This window comes from Jannaschia faecimaris, from assembly GCF_900107415.1.
In the GTDB taxonomy this organism is placed as follows: Bacteria; Pseudomonadota; Alphaproteobacteria; order Rhodobacterales; family Rhodobacteraceae; genus Jannaschia; species Jannaschia faecimaris.
Map to the genome: position 1 here is coordinate 99,148 of NZ_FNPX01000009.1, position 20,646 is coordinate 119,793.

Annotated in this window: 19 protein-coding genes; 13 read left to right on the plus strand and 6 right to left on the minus strand. The window is 62.5% G+C overall.

All coding sequences use genetic code 11. The annotated features are described in order from the left end of the window. Positions 1-72: 72 nt before the first annotated feature. Positions 73-1,350 (plus strand): MFS transporter, encoded by a 1,278-nt coding sequence (locus tag BLV27_RS11320; RefSeq protein ID WP_092646002.1) that lies wholly within the window; start codon positions 73-75, stop codon positions 1,348-1,350. Then, the gene (locus BLV27_RS11325; protein WP_342024714.1) at positions 1,347-1,922 is read left to right on the plus strand and encodes a DUF924 family protein; all 576 of its coding nucleotides are present in this window, start codon (positions 1,347-1,349) and stop codon (positions 1,920-1,922) included. Before BLV27_RS11320 ends, BLV27_RS11325 begins: the two co-directional genes overlap by 4 nt. Here BLV27_RS11325 and BLV27_RS11330 read toward each other — a convergent pair. Continuing rightward, a complete protein-coding gene (locus BLV27_RS11330; protein ID WP_092646069.1) occupies positions 1,907-2,497 on the minus strand; it encodes a TetR/AcrR family transcriptional regulator in 591 nt (196 codons plus the stop codon). The two genes, BLV27_RS11325 and BLV27_RS11330, sit on opposite strands and share 16 nt — an antisense overlap. A gap of 99 nt (positions 2,498-2,596) precedes the next feature. On the opposite strand from BLV27_RS11330, the gene BLV27_RS11335 reads away from it, so the two are divergent. Then, positions 2,597-3,190 (plus strand): NAD(P)H-dependent oxidoreductase, encoded by a 594-nt coding sequence (locus tag BLV27_RS11335; protein ID WP_092646004.1) that lies wholly within the window; start codon positions 2,597-2,599, stop codon positions 3,188-3,190. A gap of 115 nt (positions 3,191-3,305) precedes the next feature. Beyond that, positions 3,306-4,700 (plus strand): dihydrolipoyl dehydrogenase, encoded by a 1,395-nt coding sequence (lpdA, locus tag BLV27_RS11340; protein WP_092646006.1) that lies wholly within the window; start codon positions 3,306-3,308, stop codon positions 4,698-4,700. Between the two features lie 41 nt (positions 4,701-4,741). On the opposite strand, the gene BLV27_RS11345 is transcribed toward lpdA, so the two are convergent. Continuing rightward, positions 4,742-5,332 (minus strand): outer membrane protein, encoded by a 591-nt coding sequence (locus BLV27_RS11345; protein ID WP_092646008.1) that lies wholly within the window; start codon positions 5,330-5,332, stop codon positions 4,742-4,744. Positions 5,333-5,481: 149 nt separating this feature from the next. Between BLV27_RS11345 and BLV27_RS11350 the strand changes: the two genes are divergently transcribed. The 4 genes from BLV27_RS11350 (at position 5,482) to BLV27_RS11365 (ending at position 11,349) form a co-directional block, all read left to right on the plus strand. Then, positions 5,482-6,636: an MFS transporter gene (locus BLV27_RS11350; RefSeq protein WP_092646010.1), complete on the plus strand. Its 1,155-nt coding sequence runs from the start codon at positions 5,482-5,484 to the stop codon at positions 6,634-6,636. A gap of 107 nt (positions 6,637-6,743) precedes the next feature. After that, positions 6,744-9,602, plus strand: a complete 2,859-nt coding sequence (uvrA, locus tag BLV27_RS11355; protein WP_092646071.1) for an excinuclease ABC subunit UvrA — start codon at positions 6,744-6,746, stop codon at positions 9,600-9,602. Next, on the plus strand, positions 9,599-10,423 hold the full coding sequence (locus BLV27_RS11360; RefSeq protein ID WP_211605504.1) for an oxygenase MpaB family protein: 825 nt from the start codon (positions 9,599-9,601) through the stop codon (positions 10,421-10,423). The genes uvrA and BLV27_RS11360 overlap by 4 nt, the downstream gene beginning before the upstream one ends. Positions 10,424-10,530: 107 nt before the next feature. Next, entirely contained in the window at positions 10,531-11,349 is an 819-nt protein-coding gene (locus BLV27_RS11365) for a CE1 family esterase (protein WP_092646012.1), read from the plus strand. A gap of 14 nt (positions 11,350-11,363) precedes the next feature. Here the strand turns inward: BLV27_RS11365 and BLV27_RS19755 are convergent, their stop codons facing one another. Both BLV27_RS19755 and BLV27_RS11375 read right to left on the minus strand, forming a co-directional pair. Next, positions 11,364-11,732, minus strand: a complete 369-nt coding sequence (locus tag BLV27_RS19755; RefSeq protein ID WP_244504628.1) for an RcnB family protein — start codon at positions 11,730-11,732, stop codon at positions 11,364-11,366. An 81-nt stretch (positions 11,733-11,813) separates the two neighbouring features. Then, the gene (locus BLV27_RS11375) at positions 11,814-12,974 is read right to left on the minus strand and encodes a cytochrome P450 (RefSeq protein ID WP_092646015.1); all 1,161 of its coding nucleotides are present in this window, start codon (positions 12,972-12,974) and stop codon (positions 11,814-11,816) included. A gap of 74 nt (positions 12,975-13,048) precedes the next feature. Here BLV27_RS11375 and BLV27_RS11380 point away from each other — a divergent pair, with 74 nt between their 5' ends. From BLV27_RS11380 to BLV27_RS11400, 5 genes are all read left to right on the plus strand, one after another. Beyond that, entirely contained in the window at positions 13,049-14,710 is a 1,662-nt protein-coding gene (locus BLV27_RS11380) for a sensor histidine kinase (protein ID WP_092646017.1), read from the plus strand. Continuing rightward, on the plus strand, positions 14,707-15,936 hold the full coding sequence (locus BLV27_RS11385; protein ID WP_092646019.1) for a sigma-54-dependent transcriptional regulator: 1,230 nt from the start codon (positions 14,707-14,709) through the stop codon (positions 15,934-15,936). Before BLV27_RS11380 ends, BLV27_RS11385 begins: the two co-directional genes overlap by 4 nt. 211 nt (positions 15,937-16,147) lie before the next feature. Then, positions 16,148-17,143 carry a DctP family TRAP transporter solute-binding subunit gene (locus tag BLV27_RS11390; RefSeq protein WP_092646021.1) on the plus strand — a complete coding sequence of 332 codons (996 nt, stop codon included), beginning with the start codon at positions 16,148-16,150 and terminating at the stop codon, positions 17,141-17,143. Between the two features lie 71 nt (positions 17,144-17,214). Further along, positions 17,215-17,994: a TRAP transporter small permease gene (locus tag BLV27_RS11395; RefSeq protein WP_092646023.1), complete on the plus strand. Its 780-nt coding sequence runs from the start codon at positions 17,215-17,217 to the stop codon at positions 17,992-17,994. Between the two features lie 3 nt (positions 17,995-17,997). Continuing rightward, entirely contained in the window at positions 17,998-19,434 is a 1,437-nt protein-coding gene (locus tag BLV27_RS11400) for a TRAP transporter large permease (protein WP_092646025.1), read from the plus strand. A gap of 79 nt (positions 19,435-19,513) precedes the next feature. On the opposite strand, the gene tpiA is transcribed toward BLV27_RS11400, so the two are convergent. Together tpiA and BLV27_RS11410 are read right to left on the minus strand one after the other, a co-directional pair. Further along, on the minus strand, positions 19,514-20,224 hold the full coding sequence (gene tpiA, locus BLV27_RS11405; RefSeq protein WP_092646027.1) for a triose-phosphate isomerase: 711 nt from the start codon (positions 20,222-20,224) through the stop codon (positions 19,514-19,516). Between the two features lie 36 nt (positions 20,225-20,260). After that, positions 20,261-20,626, minus strand: a complete 366-nt coding sequence (locus BLV27_RS11410; RefSeq protein WP_092646029.1) for a HesB/IscA family protein — start codon at positions 20,624-20,626, stop codon at positions 20,261-20,263. Positions 20,627-20,646: the final 20 nt, after the last annotated feature.

The window sequence follows — 20,646 nt, forward strand, 5'->3', positions numbered from 1 at the left end:
AATGGGGTGGACGCATCGTTCCATCGGGCGTAGGCGCGATTCGAAATTCTCCCGGACCGAAGGGCCCCCGATATGCTTTCTGTCATTCGCAATTCCTGGGCCCTGCTGGTCGGAATCATGCTGCTTATGCTCGGCAACGGGATGCAGGGTACGCTGCTGGGCGTACGGGGGAGTATCGAAGGATTCTCGACCGGATCCATGTCGATCATCATGTCGAGCTATTTTGCGGGGTTCCTGCTGGGCTCGCAGTTGGTGCCGCGGCTGATCCGCAAGGTCGGTCACGTGCGAGTCTTTGCCTTCCTGGGCTCGCTCGCCTCGGCGGGTCTGATTCTGTATCCGCTGCTGACCAACGAGATTGCCTGGGTCGCGCTGCGCCTGGTGTTGGGGTTCTGTTTCTGCGGCGTCTACATCGTTTCCGAAAGCTGGCTGAACAACACTACGACGAACGCGACACGCGGTCGGGCGCTGTCGCTCTACATCATTGCGCAGATGATCGGGATCGTCGCGGCCCAAGCGCTGTTCGCGTTGGGCGATGCCAGCGATTTTACGCTGTTCATCATCGTTTCGGTGCTGGTGTCGCTGGCATTCGCGCCGATCCTGCTTTCGGCCACGCCGGTTCCACCGTTCGAGAGCGCGAAGCCGATGTCCTTCAAGGACCTCTACCACGTGTCGCCCCTGGGCTTTGTTGGTGTTTTCCTTCTGGGGGCGGTGTTCTCGGCGCTGTTCGGAATGGCGGGTGTTTTCGGCGCGGCGGCCAGCCTGAGCACGGTGCAGATCGCCCTGTTCGTCTCGGCCATCTATCTGGGCGGGCTGGTGCTGCAATATCCGATCGGTTGGGCGTCGGACCGGCTTGATCGCCGCCTGATGGTGGTGATCGGGGCCATCGTGGGGGCAGTGGCCTGCGCGTTGGGTGCGACGGGGTTAGGTGGTGTGAACGGCTTATATGTCTCGGCGTTCATCATCGGCGGGATGGCCAATCCACTCTATGCGATCCTGCTGGCCTACACGAACGACTACCTCCAACCCGAGGATATGGCCTCGGCCTCGGCTCAGCTGTTATTCGTCAATGGGGTAGGTGCCGTCGGTGGCCCGCTGGTCACAGGTTGGCTGATGGGCTTTGCGGGACCGGCCGGGTTCTTCATCTTTCTTGGCGTGCTGATGGTCGCGTTGGCCGTGTACGCCGTGTGGCGGATGATGCGGCGTGGCGTTCTGCCGATGGACGAAGATCAAAGCAGCTATGTCGTGCTTTCTCCCATGGCGACGACTTCGGTCACCATGGACTCGGTAATCGAGGGCTGGGAGGAACAAGCTGTCGAGGGCACCACAGATGCAAAAGGGGAAGCCGCATGACGTTGCGCACCGCGGATGAGGTCAACCGATTCTGGTTCTCCGAGCTGACGCCCGCCGACTGGTACAAAAAGGATGACGCGCTGGACGACCAGATGCGCGACCGGTTCTTCGAAACCTGGGAGGCCGCTGAGCATCTGCATGGATCTTGGGGGGCGACGGCCCGCGGGTCGTTGGCGCTGCTGATCCTGACAGACCAGATGTCGCGCAACATGATGCGGGGGCATGCGCGCGCCTTTTCGACCGACTGGCTGGCGCGGGCAGTCACGAAATCGGCAATCCGGCGGGGTTTCGATCTGAAGATCGAAGGCTCGGCGCGGCAGTTCTTCTATCTGCCGCTGGAGCATTCGGAGGTCATGCAGGACCAGGAACAGGCCGTTCGCCTGATCATGATGCGCATGGATGCTCCTCTGATGCTGCTCCATGCGCGGGCGCACCGGGAAATTATCCGTCAGTTCGGTCGTTTTCCGTTTCGAAACGAGGTTCTGGGGCGGAAGACTTCGGCGGCGGAGCGCGCGTTTCTTGACGCGGGGGCCTATGGTGCGGTCCTGCGGAAGCTTCAGGCAGAGGTCTGAACCGACGGGCGCAACCACGCCTTCAGATAAGCGATCAGCGGATCACGAAGACCGTTTTCGCTGTGCAGCGCGCAGAACCTCAGCGCCATGACCTGAACGGCGAAGGCCTGCACCCCCTCGGCCAGAAGGGCGGGCGAAACGTCTTGGCGAAACGGTCCGGCGGCGATCCAACGCTCGAAGATCTCGATCTGTCGGGCGAAGGTGCCGGCGATCACGCCGATCTCCTCGCGCGCGGCGGCACCGGAATAGCGCAGGATCACGTCGAAGACATAGCGCTCGCTGGTCATGAAGGTCAGTAATGGCAACATCCGGTCCACGATGTCCGTCACACCCGACGGCGCTGTGTCGGTATCAACCCGGTCCAGTTCTGCATTCATACGGTCGCCGATAAGCCGATCCATCAGCGCGTCCTTGTCTTTAAAATGCGCGAAGAAGGTGCCCTTGGCGACGCCCGCCGCCTGCACGACGTCTTCGACCCGAAGGGCTTCGAACGCCTTTGAAGCGACCATATCCTCGGCCACCGAGACGAGGCGCGCCCGTGTTTCGAGCGTCCGTTTTTGCATCATCCGAGCCATTCGGCTGAGGTGCCACATAAATTGACCCAGGTCAAATTAATATATTGACCACGGTCAATTAATAAATAATATGACCGTGGTCAGTTTATGGAGCACACAATGACACTCAAACGCATCTTCATCCTCAACGGAAATCCCGCGGAAAAATCCCTGTCGCGCAGCTTCGTCGAAACCTATGCCGAAAAGGCCTGCGCCGCCGGGCATGAGGTGCGGGTCGCCCACCTGAGCGAATTGAGCTTTTCGGCCGACTTCGGGCAGGGGAATGACCCCATGTCGAAGCCGTTGGAGCCCGATCTGGAGGCCGTCATGGGCAATATCGAATGGTCCGAGCATGTCGTCCTGTCGCTGCCAATGTGGTGGGGCGGGATGCCGTCGCGACTGAAGGCGCTGATTGACCGTGCGTTCGTGCCGGGACGGGCCTTCAACCCGCGCGTGACATCGAAAATCGGAATGCCGGCCCCACTTCTGGTCGGGCGCACCGCACGTGTCATCGTGACGTCGGATACGCCGTCGTGGTTCATGCGCTTCGTCTATGGCAACGCTTTGCTGCGACAGCTGCGCGGCCAAGTCTTCGCCTTCGTTGGAATCAAGCCGACCCGTTTTACGTGGATCGCCGGTGCCAGTCACCCCGAACCCGGACTGGTTGAGCGGTGGTCGGCACAAGTCGCACGACTGGGCACGGCGGGTGGCTGACGCCGGGGTCCTGCAACAGTCGCAAGGCGGCATTGCAGGGCCTGCGCTTTTCAGGCAGCTTCGGATGGAATAGTTCAACGTTGAACAACTGACCGAGACTCTCGAAAGGTATCCCATCATGGCCCAGAACTTCGACCTGATCGTGATCGGTGCCGGCCCTGGCGGCTATGTGGCTGCCATCCGTGCCGCGCAACTTGGGCTGAAGGTCGCCTGCGTCGAACGCGAACACCTTGGCGGGATCTGCCTGAACTGGGGCTGCCTGCCGACCAAGGCGATGCTGCGATCCTCCGAGGTGTTCCACCTGATGCACCGCGCCAAGGAGTTCGGCCTGTCGGCAACGGGCATCGACTACGACCTCGACGCGGTGGTCAAACGCTCGCGTGGGGTGGCTAAACAATTGGCTGGCGGGATCGGCCACCTGTTCAAGAAGAACAAGGTTACGACCATCATGGGTGAGGCCAAGGTCACGGCGAAAGGCAAAGTCTCCGTCAAGACCGACAAGGGCACCGAGGAGCTGACGGCGAAGAACATCGTCCTTGCCACCGGAGCCCGCGCCCGTAATCTCCCGGGGCTCGAAGCCGACGGGGAGCGTGTCTGGAGCTACAAGCATGCGCTGGTCCCGCCCCACATGCCTAAAAAGCTGCTGGTCATCGGGTCGGGCGCCATCGGCATCGAATTCGCCAGCTTCTACAACACTCTGGGGGCCGAGACGACCGTGGTCGAGGTGATGGATCGCATCCTGCCAGTAGAGGACGAGGAGATTTCCAAGTTCGCCAAGAAGCAGTTCGAAAAGCAGAAGATGAAGATCATGGAGAAGGCGGTCGTCAAATCGCTGGACCGCCAGAAGGCCAAGGTCATCGCCACTATCGAAGTGGGCGGCAAGGCCGAGAAGCACGAGTTTGATACCGTGATCTCGGCCGTGGGCATCGTCGGCAACGTCGAGGGCCTGGGCTTGGAAGAGTTGGGCGTGAAGATCGATCGCACCCATGTGTTGACCGACGAATATTGCCGGACCGGGGTCGAGGGTCTGTACGCTATCGGTGACATCGCTGGTGCGCCATGGCTGGCGCACAAGGCCAGCCACGAAGGTGTCATGGTCGCCGAATTGATCGCGGGGATGCACCCGCACCCGGTAAAGCCCGAGAGCATCGCCGGCTGCACCTATTGCCACCCCCAAGTGGCGAGCGTCGGCCTGACCGAAGCGAAGGCAAAGGCGGCGGGCCACGACATCAAGGTCGGACGCTTCCCTTTCATCGGCAACGGCAAGGCCATCGCCTTGGGAGAGCCGGAAGGCATTGTTAAAACGATCTTCGACAAGAAGACCGGGGAACTTCTGGGCGCGCACATGATCGGCGCGGAAGTGACTGAACTGATCCAGGGCTACATCATCGGCCGGCAGTTGGAGACGACCGAGGAAGACCTTGCCCACACCGTCTTCCCGCATCCCACCCTGTCCGAGATGATGCACGAGTCCGTTCTGGATGCCGACGGTCGCGCGATCCACTTTTGAGCGCGAAAAAGGGGCGGCGGTGACCGCCGCCCCCTCGCGGCTCAAAAGCTATAGGACATCCTGAACCCAACCACATCGGAAAAGACGCTTACGTTCGGTCCACCCCCCGACTCGAGGCTGAAGTTGTGGCTGGTATAATTGACACCATATGTCACCCGGTCGGTCGCTTTGAAGTCTATGCCAAGACCGAAATTGTAGCCATCTTCGGTTTCCGATCCGAGGCGGCTAAGGCTGAATTTAACATTTGAATAGCCAGCTGTTCCGTAGATCAAGGATTCACCCATCTCGTAGCCGAGCTTGACCGCAGCACTGAGGCCGCGGTCGATTTCGGTCGATCCAACGCCTGCTACTTCGATTTCACCGGCGACATCCCAGATTGATAGTTCTCCGCCTACAACCACACGGCCGGTCTGGACTTGATGACCTAAAGAAATGGAATATCCGAGGTCATTTTCAGAGAGAGTTAATGTTGGGCCAGAAATGTCGGTTTCGACACCGTAATTTGCCCGGCCAATGGTTCCGGAAATATAGGCTCCAGACCAATCAATGTTCGCTGTGCCTAAAGTATCTTGTGCAGCTGCAGGACCCGCGACCACGAAGCGACAGCGACCGAAAGTTGATTGTAATTTCATTATTTAAACGTGGGCACTCGTTCATGCAGTCGCGGATCCGATGCAACCAGAAAAACTATAATAAAATGCCATTAAGGCGTTACGGGCGCATAATTTTTTCTATAATTGTCGGGATACATTCAGGATGCCGATCAATTTGAAGGACTAGCATGTCGAAACGAACCGACTGGCTCCTCGTGATCTTGATCTTCTGCGGGGGTCTTCTGGCCGCCGCGCAGTTCGGCAAGATCACCCTTACCCTGCCGCAGGTCGCCACGGCGTTCGATCGGCCGCTGACGGCGGTGGCCTTCCTTGTGTCGCTGGTCGGTCTGATCGGGCTGACGTTGGGGCCGATGGCGGGTGGTATCGCCGCGGGGTTCGGCATCGGGCGAACGTTTCTGGTGGGTCTGTTTCTGGGTGGCGCGATGTCTTTGGTGCAGGCGTTGTTGCCGCCGCTTTGGCTGTTCGGGGTGTCCCGTGCGGTCGAGGGGGTAGCGCATCTGGCACTTGTTGTGGCCGGACCGCCGCTGATGGCAGGCGCGGCCAGCGACCGGGATCGCCCGTTGGTCATGGGCCTTTGGGCCGTGTTTTTCGGCGCATCTCTGGCAATTTCGGCGCAGGTGTTTCCGGGCATTCTGGGGCGCGGGGGGCTGCCACTTTTGTTCACGCTGCATGGCGGGCTTCTGCTGGGGCTGGGCGCGGTGATGTGGCGCGTGGTGCCACGCTTGCCGCGGGCACGGGTTTCGCTGGACCCGGTGGCTGTCCATCGTGCCATTTACGGGTCCATCCGCTACATGGCACCCGGTTTGGGCTTTGTTTGCTATACCTTCCTGTTCATTGCCGCGATTGCCTTTCTGCCAGACGCGTTGGGCCGCCCGATATTGGCCACCGTCTTGCCGCTGGTCACTCTCGCCTCGACGCTCGCCGGGGGCGCGCTGTGCCGCCGGTTCGAACCCCACCACGTTGTAGCGATCGGATACGCGGGAACGGCGATTGGTGCCTTGGGCGCGGGGCTGGGCCTGCCGCTGACGGTGGAGCTGTCCTTCGTGTTCATGGGCTTGATCCCCGGCGCCAGCTTCGCCGCGATCCCCGCATGGAACATCGCACCGGGCGACCGGGCGCGCGCGACGGGGGCGATTGCGCAGCTAGGCAACCTTGGCACCGTTACGGGCACGCCGATCTTCGCTTTGGTCTTTGCGTCGGGCGGCATGCCGGGACTGACCTTGCTGATGGGTCTGGTCGCACTTCTGGGGCTGGCATTGTCGCTCTGGTCCGGGCGTCGTGCCTCTGGTCGCGCTGCAGTCGAGGTGTTAGACGTTCCATAAATGTTCTTCACGGAATCGTTCATCGTGACCACGTGAACGATTGCAACGCCGCGACCCCTCCCTATGTCTTGGCATTGCACCAGTCCGAGCAGCCGTCCGGGGGCGATATGGCCGATCAGAAATACATCGAAGTCCGCGGCGCGCGGGAACACAATCTAAAGGGCGTGGATGTCGACATCCCGCGCGACCAACTGGTGGTGATCACGGGCTTGTCGGGGTCGGGCAAGTCGTCGCTGGCCTTCGATACGATCTATGCCGAGGGGCAGCGCCGCTATGTCGAATCGCTGTCGGCTTACGCGCGGCAATTCCTCGACATGATGCAAAAGCCGGACGTGGATCACATCTCGGGCCTGTCACCGGCGATTTCCATCGAACAAAAGACGACGTCGAAGAACCCCCGTTCGACCGTCGGCACTGTTACGGAAATCTACGACTATATGCGCCTGCTTTTCGCACGCGCGGGTACCCCCTATTCCCCCGCCACCGGCAAACCGATCACCGCACAGCAGGTGCAGGACATGGTCGACCGTGTCATGACGATGGAGGAGGGGACGCGCGGTTACCTGCTGGCCCCGATCGTGCGTGACCGGAAAGGCGAATATCGCAAGGAAATGCTGGAACTGCGCAAGCAGGGTTTCCAGCGGGTCAAGATCGATGGGGAATTCTACGATCTGGACACCCCGCCCGAGCTGGACAAGAAATTCCGCCACGACATCGACGTCGTGGTCGACCGCATCGTCGTGCGCGAGGGGCTGGAGACGCGGCTGGCGGATTCGTTCCGTACCGCGCTGGATCTGGCCGACGGCATCGCCATTCTTGAAACCGCGCCCAAGGAAGGCGACCCGGAGCGGCATACGTTCTCCGAGAAATTCGCCTGTCCCGTCAGCGGGTTCACCATCCCCGAGATCGAGCCGCGCCTGTTTTCGTTCAACGCGCCCTTCGGGGCCTGTCCCAAGTGCGACGGTTTGGGGCACGAGCTTTTCTTCGACGACCGGCTGGTCGTACCTGACGTCACTCTGTCGCTGGTGAAAGGGGCGATTTCCCCCTGGAGCAAAGGCAAGAGCCCGTATTTCATCCAGACGATTCAGTCGATCGCCAAGCACTATGGCTTTGACCAGAAGGCGGCGTGGAAGGATCTCCCCGAGAAGATCCAGCAGGTGTTCCTGCGCGGCTCGGGCGACGAAAAGATCAAGTTCCGCTATGACGAGGGCGGGCGCATCTACGAAGTCTCCCGCGTCTTCGAAGGCGTCATTCCGAACATGGAGCGCCGTTACCGCGAGACCGACAGCGCTTGGGTGCGCGAGGAGTTCGAGCGTTACCAGAACAATCGTCCCTGCGGGGCCTGCGGCGGATACCGCCTTCGGCCCGAAGCTCTTGCCGTCAAGATCGACATGAAGCACGTCGGCCAAGTCGTTGAAATGTCTATTGCCGAGGCGCTGGCGTGGTGTGACGATGTGCCCAAGGCGCTTAGCAAGCAGAACAACGAAATCGCGCGCGCCATCCTCAAGGAAATCCGCGAACGGTTGGGGTTCCTCAACAACGTTGGCCTGCAATATCTGACGCTGAGCCGGAACGCGGGTACGCTTTCGGGCGGGGAGAGTCAGCGTATCCGTCTCGCGTCGCAGATCGGCAGCGGCCTGACCGGCGTGCTTTATGTCCTGGACGAGCCCAGCATCGGTTTGCATCAGCGCGACAACGACCGCTTGCTGACCACGCTCAAGAACCTGCGCGATCAGGGCAACACCGTCATCGTGGTCGAACATGACGAGGAAGCCATTCGGGAGGCCGACTACGTCTACGATATCGGGCCAGGCGCTGGCGTCCACGGTGGCACGGTTGTTGCCCACGGCACGCCCGCCGAGTTGGAGGCGAACCCCGCGTCAATCACCGGCGACTACCTGGCTGGACGTCGCATGATTGATGTGCCCGCAACGCGGCGCAAGGGCACGAAGAAGAAGGTCACCGTGGTCAAGGCGACTGGCAACAACCTCAAGGGGCTGACGGTCGATTATCCGCTGGGCAAATTCGTCGCCATTACGGGTGTGTCGGGCGGCGGCAAGTCGACCCTGACGATCGAGACCCTGTTCAAGACGGCCTCGATGAAATTGAACGGCGCGCGCCAGACGCCTGCGCCCTGCGAGACGGTCAAGGGGTTGGAGCACCTCGACAAGGTGATCGACATCGACCAACGGCCCATCGGGCGTACCCCGCGGTCAAACCCCGCGACCTATGTTGGGGCGTTCACGCCGATCCGCGACTGGTTCGCGGGTCTGCCGGAGTCCAAGACCCGCGGCTACAAGCCCGGCCGCTTCAGCTTCAACGTAAAGGGTGGGCGCTGCGAAGCCTGTCAGGGCGACGGAGTCATCAAGATCGAGATGCACTTCCTGCCGGACGTCTACGTCGAATGCGAGACTTGCAAGGGCAAGCGCTACAATCGCGAGACGCTGGAAATCCACTTCAAGGGCAAGAGCATTGCCGACGTCCTCGACATGACGGTCGAGGACGCGCAGGAGTTTTTCAAGGCGGTCCCGTCGATCCGCGAAAAGATGGACGCGCTTATGCGGGTGGGGCTGGGCTATATCAAGGTGGGCCAGCAGGCGACGACCCTGTCGGGCGGCGAGGCGCAGCGCGTCAAGCTGTCGAAAGAACTGTCAAAACGCAGCACGGGACGCACGCTCTACATTCTGGACGAGCCGACGACGGGCCTGCATTTCGAGGACGTACGCAAGTTGCTGGAAGTGTTGCACGAATTGGTGGATCAGGGAAATTCGGTCGTGGTGATTGAACATAACCTCGACGTGGTCAAAACCGCCGACCACGTGATCGACATCGGTCCCGAGGGGGGGGACGGTGGTGGCACGCTGGTGGGTGTGGGTACCCCCGAGGAGATTGCCGAGATCGAAGGCAGCCACACGGGGCGTTACCTCAAGCCGCTTCTGTCGGCGCGCAGGGTCGCAGCGGAGTGAGCACCCGGTCGGTGCGCCCGACCTACGAGGAGACGGTATTCCGGCTCGCGTCCCTGGATTTTGCCTGGGATATCGAGCGGTCGTTGGAATTTGCGCTGTTCCGCACCTATGCCGTGCCGTCGATTTCGGGGCTTCTGGCGAAGACGGGCGAATTCGAACGCGCGCCGCGCAAACGGTACGATGACACCGAATTGATCCTCTCGGAGATGGTTGAGAACGGTCTCGACAGTCCGCGCGGGCAGGCAGCGCTCGCTCGCATGAACGCGATGCACGCCAACTATCGCATCTCGAACGACGACATGCGCTATGTTCTGTCGACCTTCGTGTTGGAACCGGTCCGCTGGATCGACCGCTTTGGTCGGCGCAAGGTCACGAAGGATGAGCGCGCCGCCATCGTTGCCTATTACCGCGACCTGGGCGGGCGCATGGGGATTGCAGATATCCCCGAGGATTTCGGGGGGTTCGACCGGTTCAACCGTGCCTACGAGGCTGCGAACTTCCGGTACGCCGACAGTAATGCGCAGGTGGCGGGGGCCACGATGGACCTGATGCTGGGCATGTATCTGCCAAGGAGGCTCTGGCCGTTGGGCCGACCCGTGATGCGTGCGCTGATGCACCCTGCTTTGCTGGCGGCGATGGGATTGGAGCCAGCACCAAAGTGGATGCAGCGTTTTGTCCCCTTCGCATTGCGCCTGCGGGGCCGGATCGCGGGCTGGTTGCCGCGTCGTCGGCGTCCCCATCTGATTACCAGCGTACCCAGGCCCACCTATCCGGGCGGCTACCTCATCGAACGGCTGGGCACCTTTCCCGGCGAACCTTGACACGCGGCACTCTTGTGCCTGTTGCTCTGCGCACGCGAAAGTGACCCGATCTTCATTGGACCGGTTGGTCCGTGCAGTCTAGCGTCCCGCCAAACATGGAGACCCACATGCGACGGATACTAACGATCCTTGCCCTGTTGCTGGCCGCCCCGGTCGCCGCGCAGCCTATCCCCTGCGGTCCCGATGCGGCCTGCGAGATTGCGGGCGGGTCATATTATCTGGTTCCGCCCACGGGTTGGGACGGCGAAAGCCCGCTATCTGCGCTGATATTCTTCCACGGGCACCGCGGATCGGGGGCACAGATTTTCCGGTCGGGCGGGTTGAAGGGCACGTTCGGAGACAGCGGTTATCTGTTGATCGCGCCCAACGGCGCGCTGCGCGAGGGATCGAATATCCGCTCCTATCCTGCGCGCGACGGGGCGGGGCGCGACGACGTGGCTTTTACGCTGGCCGTGCTGGATGACGTGGCCGCGCGCCTGCCGTTGGATCGGAGCCGTGTGTTCGCCAGCGGATTTTCGGCGGGCGGGTCGATGGCATGGCTGCTGGCCTGCGAAGCGGGGGAGCATCTGGCGGGCATGGTCTCGGTCGCGGGGGCGCTCAGGCGTCCCAATCCCACGGATTGCGCGGGCCTGAGGGGCCTGCCGGTGATGCAGGTGCACGGCTTCGCCGACGGTCAGGTTCCGTTCGAGGGGCGCGCAATCCGCGATTGGCACCAAGGCTCGGTCTGGGAAACGCTGGATCGCGCGCAGGTGGCAAACGGCTGCCGGTCCAACCCCGATCAGATATCCATGACGGATATCTACCGTATCCGCGACTGGGCCGCATCTTGCGACGGGGCACCGGTCCGGCTGGCGGTGCACGACGGCGGCCACGGGTTGCCCCGCGGCTGGACCGACATGGCGCGCGATTTTCTGGAGGGACGCTGAACGCAGATGTGCATTCAGTTCAAAATCAGATCCACGATATCCAAGATGATCCGTTCGTCCCGATCCAGGCGCAGGACCTGATTGCCGACGCGTACATAGGCTTCCCCATCGCGCAGGGGCGGCAGACGGTAACGGTCGCGCGACAGGATCACGTAATCGCGGTCGAGCCGGTCGCCCACACGGTATCCGGCCTGGCGGGCCTGCCCCGGCGGGACGCACGGTGGGTTTTTCTTGGCCAATCCGGGTGGGCAATGTCCGTTCGACGGATTGGCGACGCGGTTCTGACTATTGCCATTGCCCCGCGTGCCGTCGGCCAGCGCGGGCAGGGGGGCGAGGGTCAGGGCGGCCGTCGCAAGCATGATGATCCCAAGGGGCGTTTTCATCGGTGTCTCCTTCATTGCTATCCAAACACGCGAAAGCGCATCGGGGTCCAGTAACGCGGCGCGCGTCGGCAGGTCTCCGCCTCAGTCGGCGCGAACGTGCAATCGCTCCAGCCCGTGAAAGTGGTAGATGGCGGCATATCGCGGCGGCACGGTCATCCTGAGGGTCGGGTAGCGGGTGGCAAGGGCGCGTAACCCGTGCAGCAGTTCCAACCGTGCCAGCGGCGCGCCGAGGCAGAAATGCAGACCCGCGCCGAAACTCGTGGATGTCGGCGCGTCGGGAAAGCGCGCCGGATCGAAACGATCGGGCGCGGCATAGACGGCGGGGTCGCGATTCGCTGCACCCAGCAATAAACCGACCCGGTCACCGCGCCGGAAATCGTGTCCCTGAACCGTCACATCCGCCAAAGCGTATCGTGTGAACATGTGCAGCGGAGGGTCGTGGCGAAGCACTTCCTCCACCAGGTCGGGCGTCACCGGCGCGCCCCAAAGTCCCATGCCGATCAGCCCCGCAATTCCGTTGCCCAAAGTATGCACCGTCGCCTCGTGCCCTGCGTTCAGAAGCAGCACGCAGGTCGCAGTTACCTCCGCTCGCGATAACTTCCCCTCTTGTGCGACGATCAGGAGTTGCTCGATCAGGCTTTCTGGTTGGGGGTGTTTGAAGATGTCGTGCAGGTAGGTGGTGAATTCGGTCGCGGCCGTCGCGGCGGCGAATTCGTCGGCCCGAGTACGCCGGGCCTGGTACATTCCGACCATCGCGTTCGACCAGGCGAGCAGCAATGGCGCGTCTTCCTCAGGTACGCCCAGAAGGCGCGCGATGACACGCACCGGCAGCGGGCGCGCGAAGGCGTCCAGCAGGTCGAATTCGCCTGCTGGAAATTCATCGATCAGTTGATGCGACAAGGCTTCGATTTCGGGGGCCAGAGCGGTGACACGGCGCGAAGTGAAGGCGCGCATTACCTGCGCGCGCAGCGTGGTATGGCGCGGCGGCTCCAGCTCCAACATGGAGTGATCTTCGATCGCCCAAAACCCCGCCTGATGCGCCGGGCGCGGCGGTGGAAACGGATCCTCTCGCCCGAACCGCCGGTCGCGGAGCAGGGCCGAGACGACAGTGTGCGATGCTGCTACTGGCATGTCGTAGTCTGCCCATACCACCAAGGGCCCAGCGGCGCGAAGGCGGTCATAGAACGCATAGGGGTCTTGGACGAAGGCCGCGTCGGTCGGTGATTGGGTGAAATGCTCCATCGCGCATCGGTGGCGTGGCATCGGGGCATCGTCAAGGCTTGGCCCCGCGACCCTTGGGGCTTAGTCTGATCCATATGCATCGCGCACTTCTGATCTTGTTGACGCTTTTCGCCGCCCTCGCCATGGCGGGGGGGGTCTGGTGGACGACACTGGGCACGGCGCTGACCGCGCTTCAGGCCAAGGGCGGCTCCGACCTGAGCCTGGCTGCGGATCGCCTGCGTTTGGAACTGCAACGCTCCCGCGATCTGGCGGTCCTGCTGGCCGCCGACCCAGGTATTGCGGCTGCCGTCTCTCAGCCCGGCATTTTCGATTACCCGGCTACGCGATTGCAGGGGTTTGCCGATCGATCAGGTGCGTCGGACGTCTTGTTGCTCAAGGGGGCCGGCACCGTAATCGGTTCCGCTTCGGGCCGACGGGGGGATCTGTCCGACGCGGTCTGGATGGACCGGGCCCGGCAAGGCGCGTTGGGCGTGGGACCGATGCCGCAGGGCCCGGTGTTCGGCGGGCGCGTCTTCGCCCATGCGGCCCCGACCTTCGATGCACAGGGCAAGGTGTCGGGCGCGGTGGCCGTCACGCGTGATCTGGCCATCCTCGAGCGGGGCTGGCGGGGCGATCCGCAGGCCATCTACTTTACCGATACCGCGGGCCACGTCGTTGTCTCGAACCGGGAGGAACTCTTGGGTGGGCCACCGCCGCAGATCCGCACGCCGATCCGGGGGTTGGACATCCGGCGCACGGAATCGGGCCGCTACATCCCCCGCGATGCGCTGCACCTCGAACTGCCGCAGCCGACGCTGGGTCTGACCGCCGAGATCCTGCTCGATACCGCTCCTGCGCGGCAGTTGGCGCAGGCGCGGGGGTTGGCGGCGGGGGCCGCGCTTCTGGTGCTGGGCGGATTGTTGGTGTTCCTTTGGGAACGTCGGCGTGTGCTGGCCCGTGCGAACCAATTGCTGGAGGTGCGCGTCGCCGAAAGGACGGCCGCCCTAACCGACGAAATTCGCGAACGGCGCGAGGCCGAGGCCGCATTGACGCGTGCTCAGGCCGAGTTGGTGCAGGCCAGCAAGCTGTCGGCTCTGGGCCAATTGTCCGCGGGCATCAGTCACGAACTGAACCAGCCCCTGATGGCAATCCGAAGCTTTGCGCAAAACGCGGCGACGTTTCTGAACCGGGGCAACACCAACGCGGCGGGCGCGAACTTGACCCGGATCAATGACCTGGCGGGTCGCATGGGGCGGATCATTCGGAACCTGTCTGCCTTCGCCCGAAGCGAACCCCAGCCCGCCGTCGAGACGAACCTGGCCACGGCGATCGAGGGTGCGCTGGAAATCACCGAGTCACGACGCGCCGCTTTGGCCGTCGAGACGGAGGTCGATCTGCCCGATGCCCCGGTTCTTGCCATGGCCGGAGAGGTGCGGATGGGGCAGGTTCTGGTGAACCTGATCGCCAATGCCGTCGATGCGATGGCCGACAGCGACAAGCGGCGGCTGACGATCACGCTGACCGACGGTCCGCCCACGATCACGGTGCGCGACACCGGGCCGGGATTGACCGATCCGGAGGCTATCTTCGACCCCTTCTATACCACCAAGGAGGTTGGCGCGGGGCTGGGCCTGGGGTTGTCGTTGAGTTATGGGATCGTGCAGGGGTTCGGGGGTGATATCCGTGGGCGCAATACCGGGCAGGGGGCCGAATTCGTGGTGACACTGCGCCCGGCCGAGGCGGAGGCCGCTGCATGACCGATGTTCTTCTGGTCGAAGATGACCTGAGCGTCCGCGACGCGCTGATGCAAACCATGGAACTGGCCGATTTGACGGTCACGACCGCGGGCAGTTTCCTCGCGGCGCAACCCCGCCTGACGCGTGATCTGGCGGGCATCGTCGTCACCGACATTCGTATGCCGGGGCGCGACGGGTTTCACCTTCTGGCACAGGCGCGCGCGGCGGACCCCGACTTGCCAGTCATCCTGCTGACAGGGGAGGGAGACGTGCCCACGGCGGTTCGCGGCATGTCCGAAGGTGCATTCGCCTTCCTGGAGAAGCCCTGCGACCCCGAAGAACTGGTCGAGACGGTGCGCCGTGCACTGGCGCTGCGACACGCCACGCTGGAGGCACGTCGCGAGCGGGGGGCGATGGATGGGGGGGACGCCGCTGCCCGGATGCTGCGCGGGATTTCACCGCAGAGCCGGGAGATGCGGGATCGGGCGCGGGCTGTCGCACGCGGGACCGGGGCCGTTCTGATACAGGGGGAGCCGGGGACAGGGACGTCCAAGCTGGCCGAAGTGATCCATTTGTTGTCGCCGCGCGCAACGGGGCCGTTCGTAAAACGCTCCGCCCCCGCGCTGGACGCCGAAAGCCTTGCCGAGGCGATCATGGTGGCCGAAGGCGGCAGCCTGTTCATCGACCACATCGACGCCCTGCCGTCCGCACTTCAGCATCGCCTGCCCGAGGATGAAGTGCCCGAAAACGGCGGTGTTCGACTGCTTGCCGCGACGCACCGTGATCCCGCAGTGCTGGTTGAGGCGCTTGACCCGGATCTTTTCTATCGGCTGGAGGGCTTGCAAGTGCATATCCCGCCCTTGCGCGACAGACCGGGGGACATCCCCGTCCTGTTTCAGCACTACCTCAACCTGGCTTGCGAACAGGCCGACCTACCGGTTCCCGATGTCGCACCCGATGTCCAGGCGCGCCTCATGGCGCGGGATTGGCCGGGCAATGCGCGCGGTTTGATGAACCACGCTATGCGTTTTGCAATGGGACTGCCCGACGGGGAGATGACCGGGACGCCGCGCGCCGGGCTGGCTGACCGTATGCGCGCAGTCGAACGGTCCATCTTGATCGAAACGCTGACCCGGCACCGCGGGCAGGCGACATTGGCGGCGCAGGATCTCGATCTGCCGCGAAAGACCTTTTACGACAAACTGACCCGCCATGGCCTCAAGCCAGAGGACTACCGCCCCGAGTGATGCGACACTCTTTGTGCGAAAATCCACACAGATAGCGGTATCGGGGTGTGCGAAACCCCGCACGTTGCTGCGGCGCGACATGAGCATCATGATTTAAGGCACTGATAATAAATCCATATGTTAGTTGTAGGAATTCCGCTTTACCGCGAATTTGGTCCTGATAGCGTCCTGCCCAAGCGTCATCGATCCGACGCCACAAAGGGAGAGAATCATGAAATTTCTGACAACCGCCGCCACTGCTATGGCCCTCACCGTGACCGCGCAGGCCGCTTTTGCCAGCTGCGAAGATGGTGAGATCGTCGTCAAGTTCGCTCACGTCACCAACACCGACCGCCACCCCAAGGGCATCGCCGCGTCGCTGTTCCAAGAGCGAGTGAACGAAGAGATGAACGGCACGATGTGTGTCGAGGTCTTCCCGAACTCGACGCTCTACAACGATGATCAGGTTCTTGAGGCGATGCTGCAGGGCGACGTCCAGATGGCCGCGCCGTCGCTGTCCAAGTTCGAGCCGTTCACCAAGGTCTTCCAGGTGTTCGACCTGCCGTTCCTGTTCCCGAACATAGAAGCCGTGGACGCATTCCAGCAGGGCCCGACCGGGCAGGAAATGCTGGACTCCATGCAGCGTCGTGGCCTGCAGGGTCTGTCATTCTGGCACAACGGCCTCAAGCAGATGTCGGCCAATGTACCGCTGATCCTGCCCACCGACGCCGCCGGTCTCAAATTCCGCGTGCAGCCGTCGGACGTGATCGTCGCGCAGATGGAAGCCATCGACGTCTCGCCACAGCCGATGGCTTTCTCGGAAGTCTACGGTGCCCTGCAGCAGGGCGTGGTCGACGGACAGGAGAACACCTGGTCGAACGTCTTCGGTCAGAAGTTTTTCGAGGTGCAGGACGGCACCACCGAGACGAACCACGGTGTGCTCGACTATCTGGTCGTTACTTCGGTCGATTTCCTGGACAGCCTTGATCCGGCCGTTCGCGACCAGATGATGACCATCCTGACGGAAGTCACGGATGAGCGGAACGCGGCCGTGGGCCAGGTCGACGCCGAAGCGCGTCAGGCCGTTCTGGACAACGGTGGCGTCATCCGCGAACTGACCGACGAACAGCGTCAGGCCTGGGTCGATGCGATGCGGCCCGTCTGGGCGCAGTTCGCCGACGGCATTGGCCAAGACGTGATCGACGCCGCGATGGCCGCCGGATCGTGATCCGCACTCGAAAATGACGAACTGCCGGGCCGCGTCACGCGGCCCGGCGCTTTTCAGGGGGAGGGGAGATCATGGCTACGCGCTATGAACCACAGGGCCGTCTGGCCCGCGCCGTCCATACGTTCGAGGAAACGGCCATCGCCGTTTTGTTGGGTCTGATGACCTTGCTGACCTTTGTGAACGTGGTGCTGCGCTATGTTTTCAACCAGTCCGTGATCTGGTCGCTTGAAGTTATCCTGATCCTCTTCGCCTGGCTGGTGATCTTCGGCGTCAGCTATGCCTTCAAGATCACCGCGCACCTGGGCGTCGATGCTGTTACCAACCTTTTGCCGTCCAAGGCCAAGCGCATCTGCGCCCTGCTGGCGGGGGCGGTCACCATTGTGTACGCGTTCCTGCTGCTCAAGGGGTCATGGGATTACTGGGCACCCTATGCGGCGCTGAATCGGACGTCGGGCACGTGGTTCCCGACAGGGTTCGAGAATACGCGCGATCAGGCGTGGTATGTCACCGATCAAGTGCCGCCACTGCGCTGGCTGTTCGGCTGGCTGGAGCCGCTGATCAACCAGGGCGAGGAATACGAAAAACTTCCCCGCGTCATCCCGTATATCATCCTGCCCATCGGATCGGCCCTGATACTGTTCCGGGTGATACAGTCGGTCATCGCTATCGCGCGCGGCGACCGGGAGAGCCTGATCGTCAGTCACGAGGCCGAGGAAGACGTGGCCCAAGCCGCAAAGACCTTGGAATCGGGCGCCGTGGAACCGGCTGTGCCTCCGCGCCGCAAACCCCTTGTCGAGACGGGGGCCTATGAGACGGTCGCGCCCGTCATAGACTCCAATCGGAAGGTCTGAACCATGGAAGTCGTCCTTCTTTTCGTGATGATCATCGGTCTGCTGTTGCTGGGTGTACCGATCGCTGTCTCTCTGGGCTTCAGCTCGATTTTCTTCTTGCTGACCTTCTCGGACACATCGCTGGCGAGCATCGCGCAGTCGTTTTACCAGGCGATGGCCGGGCACTACACTCTGCTGGCAATTCCGTTCTTCATCCTTGCATCCAGTTTCATGTCCACCGGCGGTGTGGCGCGGCGGATCATCCGCTTCTCCATCGCATGCGTGGGGCACTTCCGCGGTGGTCTCGCCATCGCAGGCGTGTTCGCCTGCATGATGTTTGCCGCGCTCTCGGGCTCCTCGCCCGCGACCGTGGTCGCCATCGGCACCATCGTCATCGCGGCGATGAAGGAAGCGGGCTACACCAAGGAATTCGCTGCCGGCGTGATCTGCAACGCGGGCACGCTGGGCATTCTGATCCCGCCGTCCATCGTGATGGTGGTCTATGCGTCGGCCACAGACGTGTCGGTGGGGCGGATGTTCCTTGCGGGCGTCATTCCCGGCCTGCTGGCGGGCTTGATGCTGATGGTCACGATCTATGTGATCGCCGTGAAGAAAAACATGCCAAAGGGCGATTTCGTCGGCTGGGGCGAGGTGGGGGCGTCGTTCCGCGAAGCCTTCTGGGGGCTGATGCTGATCGCGATCATCATGATCGGGATCTATGGCATTCCGGGCGTCACCGGGGCGATCTTCACGCCGACCGAAGCCGCTGCCGTTGCCTCGGTCTACGCCTTCGTGGTTGCGATGTTCGTCTATCGCGATATCGGCCCGCTGGCGGCCAAGCGGGCGCAGTCGGTCGGCGCGGCCGTCGTGGATGGTCACCTGATCGAGGGCTCGCCCAAGTCGCTGCTCAACCACCCGCAGGCATTGCTGACGGCGTTTTTCCATCCTGACACACGCAACACCCTGCTGGACGCGGCCAAACTGACGATTACGCTGATGTTCATCATCGCGAACGCACTGATCCTGAAGCATGTGCTGACGGATGAGCAGATCCCCCAATCCATCGCCAACGCGATGCTGGGGGCAGGGTTGGGCCCGATTACCTTCCTGATCGTGGTGAACGTGATCCTGCTGATCGGTGGTCAGTTCATGGAGCCTTCGGGCCTTCTGGTCATCGTGGCCCCGCTGGTGTTCCCGATCGCGATCGAGTTGGGAATCGACCCGATCCATTTGGGCATCATCATGGTGGTGAACATGGAAATCGGGATGATCACGCCGCCTGTGGGTCTGAACTTGTTCGTGACCTCGGGCGTGGCGGGAATGTCGATGATGAACGTTGTCCGCGCGGCACTGCCGTTCCTGGCCGTGCTTTTCGTCTTCCTGATCATGGTGACCTACATCCCCGCGATCTCGACCTGGTTGCCGAATTCGGTGATGGGGCCTGAGCTCGTGATTAAATAGCGAGTGCAGAAAGGTGGGTATCTCGATGCCCACCCGACGATGTTGGTGAAAGGCGGGGCTCAGCTCCGCCTTTTGCGTTTCAGGAGGCGGCCAGCGCCGTGATGATCGGCGCGAAATCAGCGGCCTTGAGACTGGCACCGCCAACGAGGCCGCCGTTCACGTTTTCAAGCGCGAACAATTCCGCCGCGTTACCAGCCTTCACCGATCCACCATACAGCAGCGACATCTCCGGCCCGACCTGTGCCCGCAGGGCGTCGTGGACTTCCGCGACCTGATCGGGGCTGGCGACCTTTCCGGTGCCGATGGCCCAGACTGGTTCATAGGCGATGACCGTGTTTTCGGCCGTCGCCCCATTTGGCAGGGAGCCGTTGAGTTGAGCGGTCAAAACGGCCAGCGTCTCGCCGGCTTCCCGCTGCGCCAAGGTCTCGCCGATGCACAGGATCGCGACCAGACCGGCGGACCAGGCAGCCTCGGTCTGGGCGCAAACGTCCGCATCGCTCTCGCCGTGGTCGGCGCGGCGTTCGGAGTGGCCGGTAATGCAATAGGTCGCCCCGGCGTCAGCCAGCATGGGGGCGGATATGTCGCCCGTGTGCGTGCCCGAGGCGTTCGGATGGCAATACTGCCCGCCCAGGGCCAGGCCCTCGGTACCCATCTGTGACAGCAATGTTGCGGGTGGGCACAACACGACTGCACAGTCGCCCGCAGGTGTTGCCGCGATGGCCATCGCGTCGGGCAGGCTTGCGCGCGTCCCGTTCATTTTCCAGTTTCCGGCGGCGATTTTCTTCGGCATGTCGGCCCTCCATTGATTGGAAGGCTGATAGCGCGATCAGGTCGGGGTGCCTAGAGTCTCGTCGAACTTGATCGACTCACCACAGCCGCAGGCGTCGACAACGTTCGGATTCCGAAACTTGAAGCCCGACTCCAGAAGCGTGGTCTCGTAGTCGATTTCCGTACCGAACAGGAACATCTGCGCCATTGGGGCGATCAAAACGCGCACGCCGTCCACCTCGACCACTTCGTCGTGTTTCTCGGCTTCGGCGACGTAGTCCATGGTGTACTCCATGCCCGCACAGCCGCCTTTCTTGACGCCAACGCGCAAACCGACCGCGTTTTGCTTGGCCATCAGCTTTGCAATCTGCTTGGCGGCAGCGGGCGTCACGGTGACGGGGGATTGTCCGGGGATGGCAAACATTGGCGTACTCCTTAGCCACA